Origin of the sequence: Acinetobacter lwoffii (assembly GCF_024129115.1) — a bacterium.
GTDB classification, from domain to species: Bacteria; Pseudomonadota; Gammaproteobacteria; order Pseudomonadales; family Moraxellaceae; genus Acinetobacter; species Acinetobacter lwoffii_T.
The window spans coordinates 1-448 of sequence record NZ_JAMXXO010000066.1; the positions used below are offsets into that span (position 1 = coordinate 1).

General features: G+C 41.5%; 1 protein-coding gene. It reads left to right on the forward strand.

What is annotated here, in order from left to right:
- On the forward strand, nucleotides 1–448 hold a 448-nt coding region (locus NI470_RS15965), incomplete at both ends, for an IS5 family transposase (protein WP_253149027.1).

A 448-nucleotide genomic window follows, 5' to 3' on the forward strand; every position in this document is an offset into this window, starting at 1 on the left:
CCATCAAAAGGCAAACAAGGGCGAAATCAAACCTACTCCGACGCAGCCATCCAATGCTGCTTAATGATTAAATCCTTATTCCGTCTGTCTTTACGTATGGTTACTGGCTTTGTGCAAAGTCTGATTAAACTTTGCGGATTAAATTGGATAGCTCCAGATTACACCACGCTTTGTAGAAGACAAAAGCATATTGATATTGTAATCAACTACCAAAAAAGTAGCGATGGGCTGCATCTACTCATGGACTCTACAGGCATGAAGTTTCTAGGTGAGGGCGAATGGAAGCGCAAGAAACATGGACCTGAATATCGTCGCCAATGGCGTAAACTTCATATTGGTATAGATGCTAAAACCCTACAAATACGAGCAGTTCAGCTTACAACCAATAATGTCAGTGATTCACAGGTGCTTGGTGATTTACTTGATCAGATTCCACAAGATGAGCAGA